Source organism: Collinsella sp. LCP21S3_A3 (assembly GCF_052118905.1).
Classification (GTDB): domain Bacteria; phylum Actinomycetota; class Coriobacteriia; order Coriobacteriales; family Coriobacteriaceae; genus Collinsella.
Map to the genome: position 1 here is coordinate 1 of NZ_JBQKGH010000025.1, position 17715 is coordinate 17715.

At 59.9% G+C, this 17715-nt stretch carries 9 protein-coding genes; all 9 read right to left on the minus strand.

Annotated elements, in window-relative coordinates; all coding sequences use genetic code 11:
- Positions 1-97: 97 nt before the first annotated feature.
- The gene (locus ACTQ0H_RS08595; protein ID WP_441548058.1) at positions 98-6445 is read right to left on the minus strand and encodes a Spy0128 family protein; all 6348 of its coding nucleotides are present in this window, start codon (positions 6443-6445) and stop codon (positions 98-100) included.
- 481 nt (positions 6446-6926) lie between these two features.
- Positions 6927-7268 carry a 4Fe-4S dicluster domain-containing protein gene (locus ACTQ0H_RS08600; protein WP_427795103.1) on the minus strand — a complete coding sequence of 114 codons (342 nt, stop codon included), beginning with the start codon at positions 7266-7268 and terminating at the stop codon, positions 6927-6929.
- A gap of 7 nt (positions 7269-7275) precedes the next feature.
- Entirely contained in the window at positions 7276-8364 is a 1089-nt protein-coding gene (locus ACTQ0H_RS08605) for a hydrogenase large subunit (RefSeq protein ID WP_154516627.1), read from the minus strand.
- 5 nt (positions 8365-8369) lie between these two features.
- Positions 8370-9080: an NADH-quinone oxidoreductase subunit C gene (locus ACTQ0H_RS08610; protein ID WP_441537730.1), complete on the minus strand. Its 711-nt coding sequence runs from the start codon at positions 9078-9080 to the stop codon at positions 8370-8372.
- On the minus strand, positions 9080-9673 hold the full coding sequence (locus ACTQ0H_RS08615) for an NADH-quinone oxidoreductase subunit B family protein (protein WP_427795592.1): 594 nt from the start codon (positions 9671-9673) through the stop codon (positions 9080-9082). Before ACTQ0H_RS08615 ends, ACTQ0H_RS08610 begins: the two co-directional genes overlap by 1 nt.
- 12 nt (positions 9674-9685) lie before the next feature.
- Complete coding sequence (locus ACTQ0H_RS08620; RefSeq protein WP_441548059.1) at positions 9686-12568, minus strand: proton-conducting transporter transmembrane domain-containing protein; 2883 nt, start codon at positions 12566-12568, stop codon at positions 9686-9688.
- Positions 12569-12854: 286 nt separating this feature from the next.
- The gene (locus ACTQ0H_RS08625) at positions 12855-13250 is read right to left on the minus strand and encodes a helix-turn-helix domain-containing protein (protein WP_441548060.1); all 396 of its coding nucleotides are present in this window, start codon (positions 13248-13250) and stop codon (positions 12855-12857) included.
- A 454-nt stretch (positions 13251-13704) separates the two neighbouring features.
- A complete protein-coding gene (gene bilR / locus ACTQ0H_RS08630; protein WP_441548061.1) occupies positions 13705-15735 on the minus strand; it encodes a bilirubin reductase, long form in 2031 nt (676 codons plus the stop codon).
- Between the two features lie 643 nt (positions 15736-16378).
- Positions 16379-16678, minus strand: coding sequence for an FAD-binding protein (locus tag ACTQ0H_RS08635; protein WP_441537733.1), 300 nt, complete (start codon positions 16676-16678; stop codon positions 16379-16381).
- Positions 16679-17715 lie beyond the last annotated feature (1037 nt).

The window sequence follows — 17715 nt, forward strand, 5'->3', positions numbered from 1 at the left end:
CCCCCCCCCCCCCCCCCCCCCCCCCCCCCCCACAAATCAACACCCCCGCCCGGCCGGCCGCGCGGGGGGGCCCCCCCCCCCCCCCCCGCCAGCGTGCCTAGCGTTTACGGATACCCCAGACCAGGGCTCCGACGCCGGCTATGGCGATAACAAATGCCATGAGCAGTGCGGCGGTCTGCTGGTCACCCGTGGTGGGCAGGAAACCCTTGACCGTCTTGACGATGTTCGTCACGGTCTTGGGCGTGCCGGGATCGGGCGTCGGCACGGGCGGCTCGGGCTTCTTGTACGTGTTGTTGAACACGATGCCCTCGACGCTCTTGTCGCCCTTGGTAAAGGCGACATTCGCCTTGAGGTTGCCCTCGCCGTCATCGGCCACGTTGACGGTCGCGGTAAAGACGGACTTGTCGTAGGTCATACCGGCCTCGTCGCCCTTGACCTCGCTGATGGTATAGACGTACGTTCCGGGCTCGTCGTACTCGAACTTGTCGAAGTTGATCTTGCCGTCGGCATCGTTGGTGACCGTAGACTCGATGTCCTCGCCAACGAGCTTAAAGCTAAACTCGTCCTTCTTGAGCTCGCGTCCCTCGAGCACCTTGATGGCACCGATGGAGACCTGCGTGGGCATGGCATGATACTTGTTGGTAAAGCCAGCCGACTCAGTAGTTCCCTCGAGCTTGTGCGTCGCGGTCAGCGTGCCGTCTCCGTTGTCGGAGACGGTGGTCACGACGGTGTAGGTCGTGCCGTCATAGGTGACGCCCTTGTACAGGCCGAGCGCGTTGGGGCAAGCCTCGCGCAGCATGTACGTGTGCGCGCCAGGTGCCTCGTAGCGGATCGGGCTCAGCGCGACGGTGCCATTGGCGTCGTTGGTGCCGGTCGCGACAACCACGCCGTCCTCGAGCAGCTCAAACGTGAACTCGCCTGCTGCAAGGTCGCGTCCGGTCAGGCGCTTGACCGTCTTGACCTGATCGGTCACCACAGAATCGGTAGGCGTCACGCTGTAGGTGTTGGTGAACGTGAAGCCAGCGCCGTCGTCACCCTCGCGCACGACCTTCAGATGTCCAGCGCCGTCGTCAGTCACGGTGTAGGAAACCTTACGCGTGGCGTTGGCGTCGTTAGTCACGCCAGGGGCGCTACCGGACTCGGTCACCGTGTAGGTAAAGGTGTGCGAGCGCGGGGCAATGGGGGCTGCGGGCTCGGACTCGCTGCCGGACTCGTCGGCATTGGCGTCAGCGTCGGCGTCGGTCTCTTCAGCCTCTGCCTCGTCGGCCTCGGCTTCGTCAGCTTCGTCTGCCTCAGCCTTATCGGTCGCATCATCCGTCACGCCCAAGGCGCGGTTGAGGTCCTCGAGCGTAAAGTGGATCTTGCCAAAGTCCACGTTGCCGGCCGCGTCGTTGGTTGCGGTCGTGCGCTCGGGCATCGGGGCGCCCGCCTCATCGGCGGTCACGGTAAAGGTGAACTTACCCGTGATATCGGCCGGGGTCAGGCCCTCGGCAGCCTGGAGCTTCTTGGCGCCGGCGAGCGCGGCGTCAACGGCATCGGCGCCGTAGACGTTCTCGAACACGGGCTCGACGCCACCGTAGTCAGGCTTCGCCGTCAGAGTGCCGTCGCCGTTGTCGACGACGATGACCTTAAAGCTAAAGCTCGACTTCGCGGCAGTAATACCCTTTGCTGCGAGCGGGGACGTGTACTCAAACGCCGTGTAGTTGATAGTCCACGCAAGCTTGGCATCCGTGTCGGTACGGATGGCGCGTCCGGCGCTCACCAAATCGGCGAGCATCTCAGTCGTGTAATGCAGCGCGCCAAAGCTCACCTGGCCGTTGATGTTGGTCGCCACAGTGCCGTCAATGGCTTCCGTCTCGCCCGCATAGGCGATGCCAAAGTAGAACTCGCCGTTGGCCAGCGGACGACCGGTCAGGGTCTTGGTGGCGACAATCTGCGCAAGCTCGCCGCCCGGGTTATCGGTCGATGCGTGGTAGCTGTTGGTGAACGAGACCAAGGCGCTCTCGACCTTATTCTCGCCGCTCTTGTGGACCGCCACCGGCGTGCCATTGGGTCCGCCAGAAACGGTCGTCGTAGCGGTGAGCGTACCAGCGCCATCGTCGGCGATAGCGATCGTCACGGTGCGTACGGCCTCGTCGTAGGTGTAACCGGGCTGGCCATCGTTCTTCTCGGCAACGGTGTATGTAAAGGTCTTGCCCGCGTCAGCCTGCGTAAACTTGACCTCATGGCCAGCCAGGATGTCGATCAGACCAACCGTTGCCTCTGCCGTTGCAGGGGACTTGTACACGTTGGCGCCCTCGTGCAGGCCGAGCGCGATGGCCGAAGCCTCGTCGGCAGGCGTCACGGTAAAGGTGAACTGACCCTCGGTCATGGGACGTCCGGAGAGGGTCTTGCTGAGCTTAAGGCCGCCGGCCGCGGCGTAATCGAGCTCAGAGCGGTACGTGTTGGTGAAGCGGCCGCTTTCCTTCTTGGTGACGTTGGCGGTCAGGGTGCCGTCGCCGTTCTCGGTCACGGTCACTTCGGCAGTTGCGACATGCGCGTCATACGTCATACCGGCCGCGCTGCCCGCGTTCTCGCGGATCTCGTACTTGTAGGTTCCGGCAGCCGTGTAGTGGATCTTGCCGAACTTGATGGCGGCGATGCCTTCGTTGTCCGCATCCTGCTTGGTCACGGTTACGGTTGCCGGGTCGGGCAGTGGGGTGCCCTCGGGGGCCGTGATGGTAAAGCTGAACTTGTCTGCATCCGTCCAGTCGCGACCGTCGATGGCCTTGCTCAGGCCAAAGTCGAGCTCTGTGTCGATCGGGGTCACGCTGTAGGTGTTCTTGAACTCGGCGGGCTCGGTGCCCTTCAGGACATGCTCGGCCTTGAGAGTGCCGTCGCCGTTATCGGTGATGGTGGTCTCGATGGTGAACTTGGCATCGCTGTAGGTGATACCGCCGGCGTTGCCGTTGACCTCGCGCAGTGTGTAGGTGTGCTTGCCGGGCTTGTCGTACTTCACGGCGTTCATCGTGATCTTGCCTTCGGCATTGTTGGTGCCGGTGGCGACGACCTTGGCGTCCTCGCCCTCGCCCTCGACGAGCTCGAATCTAAACTCGCCAGCCTTGAGGTCGCGTCCGGTCAGGACCTTGGTCGCGGTGATCTGGTCGGTGACGCTTTTCTCGACGGGCGTCACGCTATAGGTATTGGTGAACGTAAATGCCGCATCGCCGTCCGGCTTGCGGGACACCCTCAGAGTACCCTCGCCGTCATCAGTCACGGTGAAGGAAACCGTACGCGAAGTCTCGGCGTCGTTGGTCACGCCAGCGACCTCACCGGACTCGGTCACGGTGTAGGTAAAGGTGTGCTCGCGCTTCTCGGGCTTCTCGCCCAGAGCCTTGTTAAGGTCGTCGAGCGTAAAGGTGATCTTGCCAAAGTCGACCTTGCCCTTGGCATCATTGGTCACGCTCGCGTTCGCGGGCATGGGTGCGCCCTCTTCACCGGTCACCGTAAAGGTAAACTTGCCGGCAATGTCAGCCGGGGTCAAGCCATCAGGAACCTGCAGATTCTTCTTGCCCACAAGCGATGCCTCGACAGGCGCGGCAGTGTAGGTGTTCACAAACTCGTTGCCGGCATCGCCGTAGACAGCCGTCGCCGTCAGGGTACCATCGCCGTTGTCGACAACGGTTACACATGCGTCAATTGCCGACACGGTGGCGCTCACGCCCGCAGGCAGCTTTCCGGTCTGCTCGGCAGCAATGTAGCGAATGGTCCACGTGGGCTTGTCGGAGCTAGCATCAACCGACGCCTTGCCCTCCTCGACCAGCTTGGCAAGCGACTCGGTCGTGTACGTCAGCGGCCCGAACTCAACCTTGCCACCCTTGTTGGTTGCATCCAGCAGAACCTCGTCGTGCCCCGCATAGCTCAGCGCAAACTTAAATTCGTCATCGGCCATCGGGCGCCCCGTGAGCGTCTTGGTTGCCTCAAGAGTCAGCGGGGTTTCCGTCTTGGCGCTATAGGTGTTCTTGAACTCGGTCTCGCCCGAGATCTTTTCAACGTCAGCCTTAAGCCCACCCGTGGCCTCAACCGCCACGGTCACCTTGAACGTGGCAACGTTCTCGCTGTAGGTGATGCCACCGGCGCCGCCCTTGACCTCGCGGACCTCATAGGTGTACTCGCCCGGCTTGTTGCAGGTGATCTCGCCGAAGTCGATAGCTGCCTTGCCATTGTCGTCCAGGTCGTCATTGGTCACGGTCGCGGTCGCGTGTGCGGGCATCGGGGCGTCATTCTCGGACGTTGCGGAGAGTTCAAACTTAAACTCGTCCACATCCGTCCAATCGCGGCCCTCGAGCACCTTGGTCAGGCCAAAGCTGGCCTTGGTATCCACCGTTGTCGGCGTCACGTTAAAGCTGATCTTGCCGTTGTTGCCCAGGTAGGAATTGACATGCGTCGCGGTCGCCTTGGCGGACACGTTGTTCCACTTGGGGTTAAGAACGTCGGTCGCGGTACCAGTGTTGTTGCCGCCCACACTCTCCTTGGTGGTGTGGAGCTCGTCGATAAAGGCTAGGCGCGCGGTTCCCACGCTAAACGAAAGGCTGCCGTCCTCGTCAGCAACAATAGCGCCGTCAAACTTCGCAGCGTCGCCGCCGATAAACTCGATGACGGCAGAGGCGGGCTTGGCCTCATCGTTTTCGCCCTGCTCCTCAAACTCATCCTTGTAGTAATAGGTGCCGGTATCTGCCAGCGAATTCTTTGCAGGCTGCGTGCAGTCCTTGTCCGTGTAAATTGGGGTCTGTTTCTGGAAGTAGTAGTAGCGGTTGGTGTCGGCCGGCTCAAAGGTCGCAACCGTATTACCCAACGCGCCGGTCTCCCACTTGTTCGCGTAGAAGTTCACGGTCTTGGTGCCATCGTCGGCAACGGTCGTATTCTTTTCGATGTAAGCCTTGAGCCCCGTGACCTCCTCAGGCGCAAATAGGTTGTCGAGCGCAACACTCTTCACGCTCGAAGCATACTTCACCTGGATGGGCTTAACGTTGTCGACCGAAAGCTTGCCGTCTACGGTCTTAAAGTGACTCAGCGGAATCAACGACGCAGGAATATCGACCGTTACGATATCGCCCTTCTGGGGATTGTCATCGCCGGCGCGCTGCACGGTGATGAGCAGGTCTTTTGCCTTGCCGGTGAACTCGTAGGTGTCGGTATTGGTTTCTTTATTGACCGTCTTGCTCGCCTTGGTAAACGGCGTGCCGTTAATGACGACTTCGGTAAATCCGTCAACCTGCATAAAGTCGCCCAGCTCGTCGGTAAACGTGATGTAGCCGGACTTGGTCTCGTCGTAGCCCTTATGGATTTCGGTCGGATAAGGCGCCTCCGATGTGATGGCCTGCGAGATGTCGTCGAAGACCTTCTTGAGCTCTTCGGCATTGGTCGCCGACTTGTAGTAGTCGGAGTTTTCCGCACGCGTTCCGTGAGAATTCCATTTCGTGGCATTGGGGTAGTTGCTCGAAACGGCCTGCATGAACTTGTTCTCTTGGCTTGTCTTCGAATCCTGGACGCTGGCTTTGGGATCCGCGCCATCAAAGATGCCGATAGTATAAACGGTGGCCTTGCTGTCCTTCATGTTCTTGGCAGCCGCCACGCCAGCATTGGCGACATCCGGATTGAACTCGCTGAAGCTTGTCGGCGTGCCGTCGGTAAAGAACACAACAATCTTCTTGGCGCCCGCGCGACCAGAAGTGATGCCCTCTGCCAGCTGCAGGCCATTGTCGGCGCGCGTGGCACCGGCGGGCCTAATCTCATCAATTTTATTCTTGAGATCGGTTGCTTTGCTGCCAGAGCAATCGATCAGGCCCGTCATTACCTGCGAGTAGTTGTACGTGTTAGTTCTGCCGTGTTCCTGTTTCTTGTACGTATCATTACCGACCTTTTCGGTCGTATCTCCCGAAAACTTAACGATAGCAACCTTATGCTGCCTATCCACGCCCTCGATACCCTCGTTTTGCTTGGCGATGGTATCAATAAAGCTGTTCGCAGCGCTCTTCAGTGCATCGATACGCTTGGTGGAATCTCGACCGCCCATCTCACCATCCATCGAGCCAGAAGCATCCAGCACCATCACGATATCGAGCGGCGTGGTGACCGTCACGGTTGAATTAGACGTCGAGGACATCGCCGAAAGCGTAGTCACAAAATCTGACGCTTCGTTTTCTCCGGCTTTCTTGACCGTCTTGTCGGTCCAGATTCGGCCGACGTTTTGAGTCGTTACTTTATTACCGTTGTGACCGGCCGCCCAGATTTCCCAGCGTCCGCTGGTGTCGGGATCGACGACGACCTTTCCGCTCATTGTCGGTCCGTCCATTCCGGTGCTGGACCTGGCGTTGGCCTCGGGCAGCATGGCAAATGCCGCAGCCGGCAATACCAGCACTACGGCCAGCATCACCGCCAAGAAACCCCTCGTGTACTTACTCATCGCGTCTCCCTTCTCGCAGGCTCAGACCTTGCATCAGCCTCAAGTTACGGAATGAGACACAATTTGAGCAGGTGACACACGTTCCAGATTCGGTTTTGGGCGTGAGACAAATGTCTCACCAAAGTTGAGACATGAGGGTTTTCGCAGGAAAATGGGTGCGACTCAAGATGGACGGGGCAAAAGGGCCCGTTTTCCTCCGTCCACGGGAGATCAAAGGCTGTTACGGATATGGTGCCATTTCAAAACTGTGCTGGATTACGGGACTAATGTCGGGACCCTTATCCATACCTCCATTTTTTGAAAAACGGCAGACTATCTACCTGCGGTTTTGTTTTTGCAATTTTCTGTATGGTCGAAGGTTCGCTATCCAGCCCCGTAATCCGGCATAGTTTTTGTTCGCAGAGGCTTAGCCGCGCGTTCACGCGCGGGGCCGGCGGGGCATTTTTGCCCCACCGGCCCCTATTCCAGCTCTATTCCAGTGCTACTCCGGCTTGGTTTCTACCGTGGGAGTCTTGTTCGCCGCAACCGGAGTACGGGCGGTGTCCATAGTCAGGCAGTGCTTGGGGCAGCTCTCGATGCACTCGCCACACACCACGCAGGCGTACGGGTCGATCGACCAGGTACCACCCTTGCGATCGACCGCAAGCGCGCCCGCCGGGCAGCGACGCGCGCACATACCGCAGCAGATGCACACGTCCATATCGTTGACGATATGCCCGCGCAGGCGCTCGGGCGCCGCCAGCTCCTCCTGCGGATAGCACACCGTGACCGGCTGCTTGACCATAGAGCCCAAGGCCGTCTTGGCAAATGTCATCAAACTCATGCCGCGCCTACCTTTCCGTGCAACTAATGCAGGGGTCGATGGTCAGGATAATCATGGGCACGTTGGCAATGAGCACGCCCTGCAGTGCATGCGTCAGGCCCGCCAGGTTTTGCGACGTCGGCGTGCGCACGCGGAAACGGTCCAAATTCTTGGTGCCGTTACCGCGCACATAGTAGTACGCCTCGCCGCGCGGTTGCTCAATCACAACCTCGCCGCGTGCGCCATCGGCCGGCGTAAGCTTGGTGCGCCCGCCGATGCCGTCGTGCGGAATCTTGCCCACAAGCTCCTTAATGATGTCCATGGCCTGCGTGACCTCGGCACAGCGCACCTGGCAGCGGGCATAGCAGTCGCCATCGGTGGCAACGATGGGCTCAAACGCAGCCAGGTCCGCATAGGCACCGTCGCCAAACATGCGCACGTCGTAGTCCACGCCCGAGGCGCGCCCAAACGGACCGACCATCGACAGGTCCAGCGCGTCTTTCTTGCTGATCACGCCCACGCCATGCAGGCGCTCGCCGCAGCTGTTGTCGTCCAAAAACGTATGCACCAGGGCCTCGTAGTCGGGGCGCATGGCATCGAGCGTCTGGACAATGCCCGCCAGCTCGGAGTCCTCAATGTCATGCTTAAGGCCGCCGATCTCGTTAATCGACAGAATCACGCGACCGCCACACGTGCTCTCAAAGATCTTGAGAATCTGCTCGCGCAGGGTCCACGAACGATAGAACAGCGCCTCGAAGCCAAAGGCATCGGCGAGCAGGCCCAGCCACAGCAGGTGCGAGTGAATGCGCGAAAGCTCGTGCAAAATGGTACGGATATACTGCACGCGGCCAGGCACCTCGATATCGAGCATGCGCTCGCAGGCGCTGGCATAGCCGCAGCTGTGACCCACGGCGCAAATGCCGCAGATGCGCTCGGCGATGTAGCCAAACTGGTGCATGTCACGCTTTTCGGTGAGCTTCTCGAGTCCGCGGTGCACAAAGCCGATCTGAGGAATAGCCTCGATAACGCGGTCGTCCTCGAGCACCAGGTCCAGGTGAAGCGGCTCGGGCAGCACCGGGTGCTGCGGGCCAAACGGAATAACGGAGCGATGTGCCATGGACCTTACGCCTCCTTTTTCTGCTTATCGCGGGCGGCCTTGGCGGCAAGCGCCGCGCGGACCTTGGCCGCTTTCTCGGGATCCATGGCGGCGAGCTTTGCCTCCATCTCGGCGGCCTTGAGCGCGGCCTTCGCAGCAGCCTCGTCATGCTGAGCATCGGAGCCGGCAGCCGCAGCGGGCTGAGCGACGGCAGCGCCCGCAGCATCGCCAGCGCCCTCCCCCGCAGCGGCCGCGGCAGCGGCGGCCTTCTCGGCCGCGGCCTTGCGCGCCTTGGCCTCGGCAGCGGCACGGACCTTCATGGCCTTCTCGCGCGCGGTTTTCACCTCGGGCGTGATGACGCTCATGGGCTCGGCAGTCGAGACCTGGTAGAAAAAGCCCTTAAAGTCAATCTGCATGTCGGTAATGGCAAGCCCAAACAGGTCGTGTGCCTCATTTTCAAACGGGAACACCGCAGGGTAGTACGAGCTGATGGATGGAATCTCCTGGTACTGGTCGATACCATCGACTACCAGGTTCTCAATCGCATAACTGCCGTCCTGCGCGATCTGCTCCTGGGCAGCACGAACGTTGATGAACGTATAGACCAAGCGATACGTGCCGTCGTCCACATTGCGCTCGGCGTGCATCTGCACAAAGCGGGCACCGGAACCCTTGAGCGCCTGGACATGCGACAGCAGCGCATCGAGCTCGACGGTGGTATAGATTGCCTTTTGCATTACTCGGCCCCCCTTGCAGCGGCGGACGCGGCGGGCGTCCCAGCAGGTGCGTCGCCAGCGGCGGGCGCGTCGCCGGCCTCAGCCGCGGCCACAAATCCGTCCTCGCCCAGCTCAACGCCGCCATCCCAGGTAGCAGCACCGCCCACGGTAAGCGGGTCGCCGCCGGCGCGCATCACAGCCTCCTTCTGGTCCAGGATGCCGCACGCCTCCACGATGGCGTCGATCACCGTCTCGGGGCGAATGGCGCATCCGGGCGCGTACACGTCCACGGGAATTGCGCGGTCCACGCCACCGATCACGTTGTACGCATCGCGGAACACGCCGCCCGAGCACGCGCAGATGCCGCACGCCACCACGCACTTGGGCTCGAGCATCTGGTTGTAGATCTGGCGCACGACGGGCAAGTTCTGGGCGTTGACCGACCCCGTCACCAAAAAGATGTCCGCATGTTTGGGGTTGCCGGTGTTGACCACGCCAAAGCGCTCCGCATCGAACAGCGGCGTGAGCGAGGCCAGCACCTCGATATCGCATCCGTTGCAGCTCGAGCCGTCGTAATGAATAACCCACGGCGAGCGCGACATTTTATGATCCATGGATGCCGCCTCCTAAATAAACACGTCGACGAGGATGGGCATAAGGTTGAGCAGGCCAAACACCAGCGCCACACCCCAGCCGAGCTTAAAGCAGCTGCGCCAGGTGCTACGGGCGAAGGTGTTATCGATCAGTACCTCGACAAAATACGTCATGACCATAACGACCAGGGCGACGACCCAGCTCACCGGGTTGTCCCAAACAAAGAACATGCCCACCCACATCAAAAACAGCACGGTCTCGCACCAGTGCATAAGGGTCATCTTGGCCAGCGTGCCGCCGCTCATCTCGGTGGCGACGCCCTGGACGATCTCCTGATGCGCGTGATGCGAGTACGAAAGGTCAAACGGCGACTTGCGCAGTTTGATGGTAAGCACCGCGAGCAGTGCGAGGAAGATGGGCGCGCTGTACACGATGATGGGGGCCGACTGCCCCGTCACGGCGATGGAATCGAAGCTGTCGGTGGCAAGGTACAGGCCCACACTCATCAGCAAAACGGCGGGCTCGTAACTCATGACCTGCAGCAGCTCGCGGTCGGCTCCGACCTGGGCAAACGGGCTTTGCGTCGAGGCGGACGCCAGCACCACAAAGATCGCAGCGAGGGTAACCATAAAGGCGCATAACAGTGTGTTGGAACCCGACACAAAGATGCCGCCGCCCACCACGGTAAAGACGAGCGCGCACGCCATGTAGGTATCGTCCACGGTGTTTACGCTGGCAGGGGCTTTGCGCAGGAGCTTGGCTACATCGTAGAACGGTTGCAGCAGACGCGGTCCCACGCGGCCCTGCATGCGGGCGGACAGCTTGCGGTCGATGCCGTCGATCAGGCCACCAACCAAAGGCGCCAGCAGGGCAAACGCCACGGTGCCTATAAAGATGCCTACGACACCCGAGCCTTCGAAATACTTGCCACGCAGCACCGAGGGCTCGCCCATGGCGAGCGTATCGGGGCCAATCCATGCGCAACATAGCAGCGCGAACAGGATGATGCTGCAGCACACGATGCTGCCCGCGGGGCCAATGCGTTTCTCGCCAAGGGTGTCCTCCAGGTACCAATTGCGCTTTTCGGCCTTCACCTCGTGTCCCATCGAGCCGCGGAAATGACGGTAATTGTCGGTTCCCACACCCGAAAGATATACGTTTACGTGCGGTTTGTTGCTCACGCGGAATGAAGTCAGCAGCACCACGGCGATAAAAGCCACGATAACAACCATTAGATACATGGCATCCTTGCCAATAACATACGGCACGCGGCCAAACACCATGGCCAAGTAAGGCGACACCAGACCGCTCGAGATAATCGGAAACGCTACACAGCACAGAATCAGCAGCGCGGCGATAGTGTTGAGCGCTATCCATTCGGTCTTATGGACATTGCCCTCCACGTTTTCGGCCGTAGAATCCACGCCCGAGAGCTTGGCGAGCCACTTGCCCCAGAAGAAGAACGTCGCGGCCGAGCCAAAGGCCAGCACCATGATCATGAGCACATTGCCGGTCTGCGCAAACGCCACCAGGGCGCCCCACTTAGACACGAGCATGCCAAACGGAGCCACGAACATGCCCATGATGCCCAGCATCATCAGGCGCGTCAGGTGCGGCATGCGGCTGAACATGCCGTCCATGTCCTCGATATTGCGGCTGCCGATATGATGCTCGGCCGTGCCCACGCACAGGAACAGCAGCGACTTTGCCACCGTATGGAACAAGATCAAGAAGATGGCGGCCCACACGGCCTCGGGCGCGCCGACACCCAGGCAGGCACTGATGAGGCCCAGGTTGGAAATGGTGGAGTACGCGAGCACGCGCTTGGCATTGCTCTGCGAGATGGCCATGAGGGCGGCGAGCAAAAACGTGATGGCGCCCACGCTCGTGACCATAAAGCCGGTCACAGGATAGGTGGCGTACAGCGGGCTCAGCTTGACCATCAAAAACACGCCGGCCTTGACCATGGTGGACGAGTGCAGCAGGGCGCTCGTGGGCGTGGGGGCGACCATGGCGCCGAGCAACCAGGTGTGGAACGGCATCTGTGCGGCCTTGGTAAGCGCGGCGATCGACAGCAAGACGACCGGCAGCACCAGCAGCGCGGATTGCGCGGTTCCGGCGCCGGAAAGCTCGATCATGCCCGAGATGGTCAGCGGTACGCCGTTGACGTGCAGGAACATAAGACCCGCCAAAAACGCGATGCCGCCCAGCATGTTGAGGATGATCTGGGTAAAGGCGTTTTTGATGGCCTCGGGCGTGCGCGTATAGCCAATCATAAGAAACGAGCACACGGTGGTGATTTCCCAGCCGCAGAACAGCCACTCCAGGTTGTCGCTCGTCACGATGACGAACATGGCCGAAAGGAACAGGAACATAAGCGCCAGGAACTGCGGGCGTCGGTCGGGCGCGGTCTGCCCACGCAGCGCGGCCTCGTGCTCATCGTGCGCCTGGAAGTCCTTCATGTAGCCCAGGGCATACACGCAGATCAGGCTGCCGACAATGCCAACGGCGAGCACCATGATCACGCTCATATAGTCCAGGTAGAGCGGCGTGGCGGTGACGACCTCGGCCGTGGGCAGCGTCATGGCAGCGAAGGCAACCGAACCCACCAGCTGCACCACGCCGAGTACACCGGTAAGCGCGTTCCTATATTTGAACGCGTTGTACAGGATGACGGCACACAGAATTACGTCGATGACGGAGCTGATGATCGAGAGCACATGCGAGGTGCCGGGGGCAACCTCAAAGCCCTGCGGACCCGTGCCAAAAAATAAGACGGCAACTACAACGGTCACCGCCATAATAATGCCGGAGCCTACAAGCCCTACCGCATCGCGGGCTCGGTCACTGCGCGCGAGCAGCATGCCCATCGCCGGTACCAGCGGAAACAGGGTAAGGAAATACAGTAGCGTCATACCATCACTCCCCCATGCAAAAACGCTGCAATTATTTAACGTTATAGCTCAAATTGGGAGTTCAGGCGGCAGGTTTTCGGTCAACTGGGGAGTTTTAGGCGTATGGGGTAAGGACATGTCCGCTTTGGAGTAGAGAGGCAACGCTCCCCCTCTCGTAGCGGCGGGCGCACGGGCCACTGCGCGCGGTTTATTGACCACTTTGAAGGATGTCCCGATAGACTCGCGGCGGTCCAAAAATTTGGCGCGGCAAGAAAAATGCGCCCCTGCGGACGCACCATCCCGTTCGCTATTCCGCCTTTTTAACGCGCGGTTTACGACCCCGCGGCTTATCGACCAAGGCGGCCTCGCCACCGTCGCGATACTGTCGGCACCAAGCTTTAACCGAAGACTCGCTGGGGACCTTGTGCTTGACCATGACCTCACGCACCGTCAGACCATGTTCCAAGCGGTCCTTAACCACGGCAAGCTTAACGTCAAACGAATATGTGTGGTGATGAGAGCCCGCATTGAGAACGGCGTCGGCGCCGCCCACGGCATACGCACGGGCCCACTGACGGGCTGTGGCCTGGGGGATGCCAAGCTCTGCGGCGAGCGCGCGATGGCCGACCCCTTCTTGGAGGATCTCGACAGCGCGCTGCCTAATCTCGGGCGCATGCGTGCGAGTCCTTGTTGTTTCTGACATACCTGCCACTTCTACTTCTTAGCCTTAAACGTTAAATTGCTTTCTTACGTGCAAGTTAGATAGTAGCATTTTACTGTTTGCTCAAAGCAGTTAATTAAAATAGACGCGGCGCTATCTGGGAATTTGACACCAATTTACGACATTTCTATATTGATTATTTACGCTGGTAACTAGCTCGCAGCTAATCGTCATTCGCTTGCCAGCAACATTGGCATCTCTTTATATCCTTTGGAATAGAGGATATAGTTATTAACCCCTCCTCCAATAATTTTGAGCAGTCTGCAAGGCAGTAGACGCCTCACTCCCCATGATTAGCGCGCATTGCCGTCCACCGGGGCAAAACAAAAAGGGCGGGACCTGCTGCGCTTGCAGGCCCCGCCCCGATTGACACCCGATGGGACGCGGCCGGGCGAGACAGATCCGTGCTACCGCCCCACCTGGCCGCGATGTTCAACTACAGCTCGTTGGCCGCGTGATATGCCGTGCGAATGGCGTTCGCAATGTCGGCGGTGCGCTCGCCCGAGCAGTCGCCCACACAGGTCACGGGCACCGTAACGCCATCCAAGTCAAACGCGTTGGCCTTGGAACCGACGGCCATCACCACGTAATCGCAGGCGATCTTCACCGGCTCCTCGGCGCCGTCATCGGCAGTGCGCACGGCCTCCACGCCCTCGTCGGTAATGGCGGTCAGACGGGTCTTAACATGCTGCTCCACGTTGTGCTCTGCAAAGTCGCTCATAATCAGCGGCAGAATGGTCTCGGACTCGCCTGCGGCAATCTTGTCGAGCATCTCCACGATCGCCACTTCGCAGCCGTGCTGCAGCAGGTACTCGGCAGTCTCGGTGCCCACCAGGCCACCGCCAATGACGGCGACGCGTCCCGTAAGCTCCACTTTGCCGGCCAGCACGGCCCAGCTCGAGACGACCTTCTTAGAATCGGCACCCGGAACGGGGATGACCACGTCGTGCGCGCCCACAGCCACAATCGCGGCGTCGGCGGCGTTGAGGTCCTCAGTGGTAGCGACGTGGTTGAGCTCAACCTTCACGCCCAGGCCGGGCAGAATCTTCTCGTAATACTCGACCGAGCGCATGATTTCGCCCTTGCGCGGAGGCGCGGCCGCCAGCACAATCTGGCCGCCCAGATGATCGCTCGCCTCGTAGACGGTCACGTCGTAGCCGCGCTTGGCCGCCACGCGTGCGGCCTCCAGACCGGCAATACCGCCGCCCACAACGGCGATCTTCTTGTCGCCCTCGCCCGGCTTAATGGCGATGGTAGCCTCGTCGCCGTTCTCGGCATTGAGCACACACGAGATGTACTTGCGGTTTTGAATCGCATCGACGCAGCCCTTGTTGCAGTTGAGGCACTCGCGGATGGGCTCGCCCGTGGCGGCCTTCAGCGCAATGTCGGGGTCGCACATGAGCGAGCGGCCATAGGCGATGATATCGGCTGCGCCGTCTTCCAGAATCTTCTCGCCAGCCTCGACCGAGACAACACGGCCCACAGTTGCTACCGGCACGGAGACCAGGGCCTTGACGCGCTCGGCCACGGGCAGCGTCCAGTTGTAGGGCATGGCGCCCATGGACGGAATGGTATCGCCCATATTGCCGGTGTGGTTGGCCTGTGCAACCTGGATCATATCGATGCCCGCGCCCTCGAGCAGCTTGGCGAACTCGCAGGCCTCGTCGGGCTGCAGGCCGCCCTTGCCACGCGGCGTGCCATCGGGGTTCTCCATGATCACGGGGAGCTTATACTCCACCATCAGCTGCGGCGCGGCTTCCTTGATGGCAGCGACGACCTCCAGCGCGTAGCGAACGCGGTTCTCAAACGAGCCACCGTACTCGTCGGTGCGCTTGTTGAGGATCGCGGAGCACAGCGAACCCACCAGGCGGTCGCCGTGGACCTCGATGGCGTCGATGCCGGCCTGCTGCGCGCGAGCGGCCGAGGCGGCGATGGCCTCCTTGATCTGGGCGAGCTGCTCTACGCTCGCCTCGTTCACAAAGTGCTGCATATCGTGGTGCAGCTTGGCATATGCCTGCTTGCGGATCTCGTTGGACTCGGCCATCTTGGCGGCAAAGGTCTCCTCGTCGCCGGCGGCCTTGGCCTCCTGCGCGGCTTTGGCCGCAGCCATGGAGCCCATGACCATGCGGCCGACACCGGGCACGTCGTACTCGGGGTGGAACAGCTGCAGCGCGACCTTGGCACCGTGCTTGTGGACGGCGTCGGCCAGCGCCTTAAACGTGGGGATCTGGGCGTCGGTCGCCAGCTTGGGCGTGGGGCTTGCGGTCATGACGGGAGCGACGTCGCCGATGACGATGTAGCCCACGCCGCCACGGGCCAGACGCTCGTAAAAAGCCAGGCTGCGCTCGCCGATGGAACCGTCGCGCTCCTCATAGCCGGTAGTCAGCGGCGGGAACATAATGCGGTTCTTGAGCTCAAGGGGGCCAACCGTAATGGGCTGGAGCAGCTTGGACGCAGGTGCGGTCATGGACATTCCTCTCTTGTAGACGCGGCGGCGATGGTGCCGCGTAGTTGTTTAGAGGATATGGCATGGGGCTACAGCGGCACAACGAAAATCGGCGAATATCAGGTGGAGGCAGGCGGATGGGGCAGGGCGGCCCGTCGGTTTGTCTCAATCTGTAACAGTTGCTCAGCAAAACCGGGTCTTACTGTTACAGATCGAGATATTCCTCTCGACCCATCCTCAATAATCTAAATCTGTAACAGCTAGACCCACTTTTGACCCCTACCTGTTACAGATCAAGACAAACGGAAGCGTTCCGTCGGAAAATCTCGATCTGTAACACCTACAGGCCAAAAACGACCCCAGATGTTACAGATCGAGACGAACAAACTCGGTCCGACCAAACATCTCAATCTGTAACATCTAGACCGACTTTTGGCCTCCACCTGTTACAGATCAAGACAAACGGCAACTGTCCGTCCGAATATCTCAATCTGTAACAACAACTCGGCAAAAACCGTCCCTCGTGTTACAGATTTAGACAAACGGAGCCCCGCTCGCCGGAAATCTCAATCTGTAACATCTACAGACCAAAATCGGACCCACCTGTTACAGATTGAGACAGCCCCAACAACACCGTCCCCGTTCGTGGAAACGACCGCCACACTCACCTTTTTAAACAACCTAAGTTGATGCCATCGCCGTCCATGCCCGGAATGGCAAACGAGAACAGGTCTTTACCCCACTCAAAGTCGAGCTTCTCCTTGATGAGCTTGGCGTTGTGGCCAAAACCGCCCGTGGCGACAATCGCGAACTTGCACGAGATCTGGTACTCCTCGCCGTCCTTGTCCTTGGCAGTCACGCCGCAGATGGCGCCGTCCTCACCCTTGATAAGGCCGGTGCCCGGGCACTCAAATATAAACTCGACACCCAGGTCCTGGGCACGCTCGGTCATGCGCTTGGTCATCGTGGTCGCCGCGCGATGAGGCGAGCGCCCGCCTCGGCTGCAGCGACCGCCGCGGCAAGGCCGCTCAGACCAGCGGCGACGACAACGACGTCGGTCTCTAACTGTTTCATGCGAATCCTCCTTTATAGGGCTCTCGGACGAGCCCGGGTTTCATGCGAATTGCATGCGTATCGACAGCCATACTTTCGCTCGAGAACAGGCTCAAAACCATGTGCAGGCGCACCGATGTTTGCCCATAGCGACCATGGGCTTTGTGCGGATGAACCATGCGTTTGGGCAACGCTTTCGCGCGCATGGTCCTGGCGCCATGCGCACAAAGGGGGGCGGTGTGCCTTATGGCACCCGCCCCTGATAATCGAGTTTTCTTATGTTTAGTCCTATAAACAGTCCAATATCTTTAGGCAAGATCACCCCGACGACGCTCATCCTGCCTGGAATGCCAGACTCCACCCGCCCGCTCGATGGGATGAGTCCGCGCATCACCTGGACTCTCTACGCCTCCAATGGATCGGTAGCCTCTTACGAACACTTTCAAAAGTATGACAAGAGAAAGAAAAGTCCGTAGATTATGCATCTTTAGACTCGTGAAAAAGCGCATCGTGCCCGTCAGCGGCGACGCACCGGCCTTCGGGACGCCTGAAGGCTACTGGACACGGCGGCAATGTTCATAGCGAATGATGCGAACGCTGCAACTGGTATTATATGACGTACTATTGAAAGGATGCTGAAGAGGTTGCGGGAAAAGGCTTGCTTACTAGAAGCAGAGCAAGGAGATCCAGAAGACGGATTGCGGACAAATGATATGAATTAAATAGGGCACTGCGCGCTATAAAAGGAAAAGGGTGGTGGGTCCTGATGCTGGTACTGTCTGCTGTTTTAAGTTTATTAATAAAATCTGGCTGTGTAATCTGTGCAGCCCTTTATTTAAGGCTCTGTTAGACCAGGATTGACATGCCGACCTGCCGGCTAACTCGCCGTCTCCTCGTCGGGCGCCGGCGTCTTGACCCTCATCTCGAACGGCATCCCGCCCTCTCGGA